Genomic DNA, 8,098 nt, shown 5'->3' with positions numbered 1-8,098 from the left:
TCCGAAGGTGAGTTTTTCATAATTTACATTTTCAAATCCTGATTTTTCAATCATCGCCTTGAAATTTTCAGCCGTAGGGAACATTCTAATACTTTCAACTAAATATTGGTAAGAATCCTCATCTTTTGCAACAAATTTACCAATTTTTGGAATGAAATTGAAGGAATAAAAATCATAGACTTTCTTTATTACCTCATTATTTACATCAGAAAATTCAAGGCAGACGAACTTTCCACCCGGTTTTAGAACCCTATAAATTTCATCTAGAGCTTTTTTAATATTCGTAACATTTCTTATGCCAAAAGAAATAGTTACTAAATCAAAATTATTATCTGGATAAGGTATTTCCTCAGCGTTAACGATGTTAAAATCTATATAATTTGAAAAATTTTCATCGATAACCTTCCCCCTGCCCTGCTCTAACATATGATTATTTATATCTGACGCAATTAGGTTTCCCGTGAAACATTTTTCTTTCAGCTTTTTTGCAAGCGAAATTACAATATCTGCTGAGCCACTTGCTAAATCTAATGCCTTCAAATCATTTCTTAAGGGAAGATGCTTAAGAAAAATCTTTTTCCAAATTCTATGAAGCCCAAAGCTCATAAAATCATTCATAATATCATATTTGCTGGCAACTGATTTGAAAACGCCAAAAACCATCTCCTGCTTTTCAGAATATTCCACTTGCTTGAAACCGAAATTTGCCTTGCTCATAATTAAATTGAATTTTTTAGTTTTATTTTATTAGATTAAAATTAACAGAGCTAAACTCTATTTTCTCTTTCCGTGTCTCCCCGCACTTGTTGCGGGGTAAACCACAAAGCAAGCTCAAAACCAAGGCTTTAAAAGATTTCAGCCATCAACCCCGCAATAAATGCGGGGTGACAATTGGTGTCTAAGAGTTTAATATATAATTTAGTTTAACAATCCAATTTTTTAGTTATTTTAATTATGAAAAGAATATTATCAAATAGAATTTATAATGCCCGAGCTTCCTGAAGTAGAAACCGTCAAAAGAGGTCTGTCAAAACAAATTCTTGGCAAGAAGATAAATTCTATTTTCAGAAGTGATAAAAATCTGCGATTTCCCTATTCCAATAATTTTATTGAAGATATTTCAAACGCAAAAATTATAGATATTAAAAGGCGCGCTAAGTTTTTGATTATTAACCTTAATAATAAAAATTCTATTATCATTCACCTTGGAATGAGTGGTAAAATTCTATTCAAAAATTCGCCATACATACCTGCAAAGCACGATCATTTTATTTTAGAATTTACTGATGAAACTTTGCTTGTTTTCAATGATGCAAGAAGGTTTGGTTGCGTTACTAGCTCCAAAACTAAAGATGTAGCAAAACATAAACTATTTGCAAATACAGGCATAGAGCCACTTTCTGATGATTTAACTACAGAATTTTTAACAGAAAATTTCAAAAATAAATCCCAAAATATCAAACAAACTTTGATGGACGCTTCGGTAATAGCTGGTATTGGCAATATTTACGCCAGTGAAATTCTATTTTTAACTAATATAAACCCTGCTTTACCAGCAAAAGATGTTCCGAAAAATAAATATAAAAATCTTATAAAAAATATAAAGCAGGTTTTAGAAAATGCAATAAAATCTGGTGGCTCAACGCTTAGAGATTATGTTAGAAGTGATGGAGGACTTGGATATTTTCAGCATCATCACAAAGTTTATGATAGAGAAAATCAGCCTTGCTTTGTTTGCCAAACAAGTATAAAAAGAATTGTTCAACAAGGCAGAAGCACTTATTTCTGCCCTAATTGCCAAAAATTATGAGAATTTTTATCGTTACATTTGCAATTATTTTGCTTGCTTCTTGCAGCAAATTTATGTCGCCTAAGGCAGAATTTATGCCATCTCTGCCTGATGTTCCATTGCCGGAAGGCTTCCAAGCAGACCCCGGAACTGGCAGTTTCTTTGACTCTGCTGAAGGTAGAATTGTTGAAATGTATGCCACTGGCTTTGAAGACCCTGAAGATTTGAATGATTTTTATAATTCAGTTTTGCCATCACTCGGCTGGAAGGAAATTGGAGAGTTAACTTATGTTAAAAACAATGAAGTGCTGTTAGTAAGCCCAGAAAAGAAAGGATACACAACTTCAGTTAAATATCAATTAAGACCACTTTCTGCACAAGAGAAGCAGGGAAATATCTAACAAAATCTTAAATGGCGATAATATTCATTTCACTATCAGCTTTTTTCGCCTCTGCGATAACATTATTTTCAGGTTTCGGGCTTGGCACAATTTTAATGCCAGTGATTGCAATATTTCTGCCCTTACAAATTGCAATTGCAGTTACTGCAATTGTTCATTTGCTAAATAACCTATTCAAATTATTACTTTTATACAAAAATATTGATTACAAAATTCTCATTTCTTTTGGCATTCCAGCCTTTATATTTTCAGTCCTAGGGGCTTATTTCTTAGATTTAATCACAAGCCAAAATATCATTTTTGAGTATAATTTTTTGGGAAAAACTCTGAAAACTTCGCTTTTTAATTTGGTTGTAGGGGTATCATTAATAATTTTTGCGAGTGCCGAAATTTTTCCGTTTCTAAATAAAATTAATAAAATACCAAACCCAATAGGCGGTGCATTAAGTGGCTTTTTTGGGGGATTTTCGGGACATCAAGGTGCTTTTAGAAGTGCTTTTTTAATCAAAGCAAATCTTACTAAAGAAGGTTTTGTTGCAACAAATTCAGCAATTGCAAGCCTTGTTGATATTGCAAGAATTATCGTCTATGGCCTAACATTTAATTTAGCACTCATAGAAAAAGAATTAAACCTGATTATAATTGCAACTTTTTCTGGGTTTTTAGGGGTTTTCCTCGCAACTAAAATCCTTAAGAAAATCACTATAAAATATATACAAATTTTAGTCGCCTTAATGCTTTATATTTTAGCAATACTCCTAATATTCGGCGTGCTATGAAAATTTCCTTAACTAATTTTCAGCTTAATGTTTTGAGTGAAATTGCTAAAATTCCATTTGGTGAAACTAGAACCTATAAACAAATCGCAATCGCAGTTGGAAAGCCAAAAGCAAGCAGAGCCGTTGGAATGGTTTGTAACAAAAACCCCTTCCCTTTTATAATTCCATGCCATAGGGTTGTGGGCAGTAAATCTAACAAAAAAGATAATCTTGCTGGTTATGCTTTTGGTCTAGAGCTTAAAAGCCAAATTCTCAATTTTGAAAATAATCTAAAAGCCTATCTTAAAATTTAATTTCTATTAAAGATATTTTCAGTTATTATGTTTGGATTATTAAGCAAAAAATATTTTTATGAATAAAGAAAAAACCATTGAAGTTCTTAACAGAATTTTAGAGTGTGAATTGGCTGGAGTGGTTAGATATACTCACTATGCGTTAATGGTTTATGGCCATAATAGAATCCCGATTGTAAAATGGTTGCGTGAACAAGCTAATGAGTCACTGGATCACGCAAACCAAGCAGGGGAGCATATCACAACATTAAATGGCCACCCATCTCTAAAAATTTCAAACCTGCTTGAAACCCATAAGCACAGCATTCAAGATATATTGCTTGAAAGCCTTGAGCACGAAAAGCACCAAGTTAATAATTTTAGGGAATTGCTTGAGCTTGTGAAGGATAAATCCATCACACTTGAAGAATATGCTAGATCAATGATCGCTGATGAAGAAACTCACATCTCAGAAGTTGAAAAAATGCTCAGAAAGCCAGAATAATTCTGGCTTAGGCAACTTGCTCATCAACCCATTGATATAGAGAAGTTTTTGGTAAGGCACCAACTTTAGTTGCAACCGGCTTGCCGTTTTCAAAAATAATCATTGTTGGAATACCCCTTATACCAAATTTTGTTGGAACATCAGGGTTTTTATCAATATTGATTTTGAAAACTTCTAGTTTTTCTGCCCTATCTTTAGATAATTCATCAATAATTGGTGCTAATTGACGGCAAGGCCCACACCACTCAGCCCAAAAATCTACTAAAACTGGTTTTGTGCTTTTAAGAACATCTTGCTCAAATGTTTTATCTGTGGTTTCTTTTGCCATAAATCCTCTTTTGTTATATTAATGTAAATTTAGGTTTAAGAATAGAAATAGTCAAGGGCTTATAGTAAAATGAACTTATTAAAAGAAAAAATTGTCAAAGAGATTGAAAATAAAGGCTTTCTAAGCCTTGATGAATATATTGATAGATGCCTTTATGACGAAAACTTTGGCTATTATAGAGCTAAAAACGTAATAGGTGAAAAAGGCGATTTTATCACTGCACCTGAAATTTCTCAAATTTTTGGCGAGATTATCGCAATTTTCATTATCAATAAAATTCAAAATTTTTCTGATATAAAAATTGATATAATTGAGCTTGGAGCTGGGAATGGCACGCTTGCTGATGATGTTTTGAGGGTTCTTAGTAAGTTCAAAAATTTATATCAAAATATTTCATATAAAATATATGATGTAAGTGAGTTTTTAATAAAAAAACAGCAGGAAAAACTCGCAAAATATCAAGGCAAAACCTCTTGGATTTCTGATTTAGAAAAAACCAAAAATAAAAATCTAACTATTTTTATCGCTAATGAATTTTTTGATGCTTTACCTATAAAACAATATATTTTTGAGGATTTCAAATGGTTTGAGAGGATTATTAAATATAACAAACCCAAAGATAAATTTTATTTTGATAAAATTATCGCTGAAAATTTGCCAAAAAAATTGCAAAAATTTACTGAAAAGAAAAAGCCGAAAAATAATTCTATAAAAGAATTTTGTCCCTTAATCCCTGATTTCATCAAAAAAATTTCTGATATAATCAACCAAAATAATGGAATGCTAATTTGCTTTGATTATGGCTATTTTCATAGCAACTACGGCGATAGTTTGCAAGCTATTAAGAGCAATAAATACACTGATATATTTTCAAATTTAGGTGAAAGTGATATCACTGCCCATGTTGATTTTGAAGATATTTCAAACGAGCTTAAACAAAATGGCATTAAAAATATTTTCTTGAATCAACAAGGTGATTTTTTAAGAGAGATGGGGGCTTTGGAGAGATCTGGAATTCTGCAAAAAAATAAAAATACTAAGATAAAAAATAAAATTTCAAATGATGTTTCACGATTAATTGATGATGACAAAATGGGGGCGTTGTTCAAATGCCTTATTGCTGAAAAATTTTAGCATTTTTTGATAATAATATATTCATAATATTGTTAAACATAAGGTTTTCTGCTATAATCCCTCGAAGTTAGTTTGATAATTTAGCTGTATTTCTAAATATAAATTTAGACTTAACCTCAAATTGTCACCCCGCACTTGTTGCGGGGTTAAACATAAAGCATGATTAAAACAATCTATTCAATGACTTTTAGCCATTAACCCCGCAACAAGTACGGGGTGACATAAGTGGCTCAAGGCAAAAATTATTTATGCGAAATCTTATCATCATATTATATTTCATATTTCTATTTCGGTTAGCGATAGCCGAAAGCGTGCCTTCTCTGCCCGGTCTTGAGAATGAACCTGCTGGTGAATCTGCGTTTGGTGGTGTACCTTCTGCAAATAGTGATGATGAATTCACCTTCAAGGAATTTCCAGAACAGGAATATAAAAAATCAAAAAATTGGGTTAACCCTGATAAAAATGTTAATCTTTCGCAAAATCAAGCTCCACAAATAACACCGCCATCACTTGATAATTTTGCAAATGAAGTTGCCGAAGAAGAATTGCCAACTATAAGATTGCCACAAAACAATGCTCAAGCTACAAAATTGCCAGATTCTAAAATAAGACAGGGCAAAATTTTAGATGATAGAATTTCAAATGAGGAAACACAAATCGCTGACCCTTTTGAGAAAATTGAACCTGATTTTAATTTTGATGAATTAGAAGCAAATAGCAAAGCCCAAGCAAATAAGCAAAAGCCTGAGACTTTAATCAAAAATAATACTCCACAACAAGATTTTAATTTAGGGGAACAATTTCCTGAAACACCTGAGTTAGATTTTTCTGGCAAGAGAAAAGAAATTGCTAAAACTAAGGAATTATCTCCTGAAGAAAGGGAAAAGCAAGTTGATGAATTACTAAATTCGGTAATAGGTGAAAATAAAAAAGAAGAGCAAATAAACCCAGAAGATTTACTTGAAAATACTGGGGCGGAAAATCAAAATCAGGAAACTGAACAGCAAGTTCAACAGCCTGTTGCACAAGATTTTGATAACGTTAGAAGGCGCGTTGGCTATTCTTCACTTTCATTTTCTGAACAACAATTAAGTGATCAGCTAGTTAGAGCTGCAATGATTGGCGATAAAAATTCAGTAACTGCACTCCTGCATTCTGGCAGAAGTGCTAATGCAACTAATAAATTCGGTGAAACGCCTTTAATGGGGGCAATTTTTAACGCACATAATGATATTGTTGAGATATTACTTGCGGAAGGTGCAAACCCGAATTCAGTTGATGCAAAAGGCAATACACCACTGCATGTTGCAGTTGCAAGCAGGAATTTTGTTGCAACTCAGCAATTACTGCGGGCTGGTGCAAAAGTGGATTTTAGAAATAACTCTAACGATACCCCGCTTTTAATTGCAACGCTCAATAACTCCCTTGATTTAATTGATGTTCTAGTTCGCGAGGGTGCTGATGTTAACAAAAGCAATGGTGATGGCCTAACGCCCCTTCACATCGCAACCTACAACAACAATATTGAGATTGTGAAATACCTGCTTTATGTCGGTGCGAATGCGAATATGGTTACCAGAGACGGCCTTAAACCTTATGATTTAGCTTACGGCAAAAATTTTGATATAGCACGCCTTCTTGCTTCTTACACTGGTAGAGAAAGATTTTTTTCAAACGATATTCAAAATATTATAAAACAAAGGAATGCTCCTATTTATAGCCCGCAATCTAATGTTCAAACTGCTGATCAATTTTCTATGTTTCCGCAATCTTATGTAGAAGCTGAAACCAAGGCCGAAGAACAAAGCCAAAATTTAAGCCTAACGCAAACAGATTGGTGGGCAGCAAATCAAACACCTGCAGAAAAAATGGTTGATAATTCCGATTATAACAAAACTTCAACAATTAATGCCAATAATTTAGCCCAAGAAATCAACCAACAAAACCCTGCAAGCCTTGCATTTAAGCAGATTTCAGAAGGGCAGAATAATGCACCTCAGCAAGCACCAGCCTCTCAGCAAAATAATTTCTCCAATGAGATTTATCTTGATTCAAACCAAATTAATCAAACGCCAACTCAAGTTCCAGCCTCTATAAGAATGAGGAATTATCAGGGCAGTAGCCTCTCAAGCAACCTGCAAAAAATTGAAAGGCTTGGCGGTTCACTTGATACTAAACAAGCCAGAACAATTTTGTTAGGTGGCACACTAAAATATTCAGATATGACACCTGAACAACAAAATAAATGGGATACAAGACTTGAAAAATGGATAAGAAAAGCCGGCAATTTAACTGCAATAAATCAAGAAATTATTGAGAAATATAAAAGACAAGGTAAGATTCTACAATCTATTTACCGCGAGCAATTTGGTATGAATATTGAAAAAATCCGCCAAAAAATGGCATCTGCACAATAACCCTACATAACTTTATAAAGTGTAAATTACATTAATAATTGACAATTAACTTTTTATAAATTATAGTTTATATATTCAGATGATTTAGAAATTATATAAAGAGTAGTTTGTATAAATTGTATTTTATCTCGAAAATATAAAATATAGTTTATGGCGAATTCTCAATGGGGCAATGTATTTATAAGCCTGCCTATCAATAACAATTATGAGGATATTTTTGTTGGGCGATTGCAGGAAGATCCAAGTGGAAGATATATATTTACCTACGACGAAAGTTACTTAACCTCCGGAAATCCTCATATTTCCTACACATTACCTTTACGCAGAGAACCTTACATTTCTGAGGCTGGCTTGCACCCTTTCTTTGACAATTTAGTTGCTGAAGGCTGGTTTGGTTCTGCTCAGGCGAGGTCTTTAGGTGCAGATAAAAATAATCATTTTGCCTTACTTCTTGGATATGGACACGATTTAGC

10 protein-coding genes are annotated in these 8,098 nt (G+C 33.1%); 8 read left to right on the top strand and 2 right to left on the bottom strand.

Translation table 11 applies throughout. The annotated features are described in order from the left end of the window. The coding region (gene ubiE / locus SFT90_04165; protein ID MDX1949679.1) for a bifunctional demethylmenaquinone methyltransferase/2-methoxy-6-polyprenyl-1,4-benzoquinol methylase UbiE at positions 1–717 on the bottom strand (717 nt) is incomplete at its 3' end. Between the two features lie 268 nt (positions 718–985). On the opposite strand from ubiE, the gene mutM reads away from it, so the two are divergent. Genes mutM through SFT90_04140 form a run of 5 tightly spaced genes read left to right on the top strand, consistent with a single transcriptional unit; the run spans position 986 to position 3,746 of the window. After that, a complete protein-coding gene (gene mutM / locus SFT90_04160; protein ID MDX1949678.1) occupies positions 986–1,810 on the top strand; it encodes a bifunctional DNA-formamidopyrimidine glycosylase/DNA-(apurinic or apyrimidinic site) lyase in 825 nt (274 codons plus the stop codon). Continuing rightward, positions 1,807–2,190 carry a hypothetical protein gene (locus SFT90_04155; GenBank protein MDX1949677.1) on the top strand — a complete coding sequence of 128 codons (384 nt, stop codon included), beginning with the start codon at positions 1,807–1,809 and terminating at the stop codon, positions 2,188–2,190. Before mutM ends, SFT90_04155 begins: the two co-directional genes overlap by 4 nt. An 11-nt stretch (positions 2,191–2,201) precedes the next feature. Beyond that, on the top strand, positions 2,202–2,969 hold the full coding sequence (locus SFT90_04150) for a sulfite exporter TauE/SafE family protein (protein MDX1949676.1): 768 nt from the start codon (positions 2,202–2,204) through the stop codon (positions 2,967–2,969). Then, positions 2,966–3,262 carry an MGMT family protein gene (locus SFT90_04145; GenBank protein MDX1949675.1) on the top strand — a complete coding sequence of 99 codons (297 nt, stop codon included), beginning with the start codon at positions 2,966–2,968 and terminating at the stop codon, positions 3,260–3,262. The genes SFT90_04150 and SFT90_04145 overlap by 4 nt, the downstream gene beginning before the upstream one ends. Before the next feature lie 58 nt (positions 3,263–3,320). Then, positions 3,321–3,746: a ferritin-like domain-containing protein gene (locus SFT90_04140; GenBank protein ID MDX1949674.1), complete on the top strand. Its 426-nt coding sequence runs from the start codon at positions 3,321–3,323 to the stop codon at positions 3,744–3,746. A 7-nt stretch (positions 3,747–3,753) separates the two neighbouring features. Here the strand turns inward: SFT90_04140 and trxA are convergent, their stop codons facing one another. Continuing rightward, the gene (trxA, locus tag SFT90_04135) at positions 3,754–4,074 is read right to left on the bottom strand and encodes a thioredoxin (GenBank protein ID MDX1949673.1); all 321 of its coding nucleotides are present in this window, start codon (positions 4,072–4,074) and stop codon (positions 3,754–3,756) included. A 69-nt stretch (positions 4,075–4,143) separates the two neighbouring features. Here trxA and SFT90_04130 point away from each other — a divergent pair, with 69 nt between their 5' ends. The 3 genes from SFT90_04130 to SFT90_04120 all read left to right on the top strand — a co-directional run. Continuing rightward, the gene (locus SFT90_04130; protein ID MDX1949672.1) at positions 4,144–5,208 is read left to right on the top strand and encodes an SAM-dependent methyltransferase; all 1,065 of its coding nucleotides are present in this window, start codon (positions 4,144–4,146) and stop codon (positions 5,206–5,208) included. Between the two features lie 248 nt (positions 5,209–5,456). Continuing rightward, positions 5,457–7,625: an ankyrin repeat domain-containing protein gene (locus tag SFT90_04125; GenBank protein MDX1949671.1), complete on the top strand. Its 2,169-nt coding sequence runs from the start codon at positions 5,457–5,459 to the stop codon at positions 7,623–7,625. A gap of 150 nt (positions 7,626–7,775) precedes the next feature. Next, the coding region (locus SFT90_04120) for a HipA N-terminal domain-containing protein (GenBank protein ID MDX1949670.1) at positions 7,776–8,098 on the top strand (323 nt) is incomplete at its 3' end.

The sequence above is a fragment of the Rickettsiales bacterium genome (assembly GCA_033762595.1).
Taxonomy (GTDB): domain Bacteria; phylum Pseudomonadota; class Alphaproteobacteria; order Rickettsiales; family UBA8987; genus JANPLD01.
This window is presented reverse-complemented; position numbering and strand designations above follow the sequence as displayed.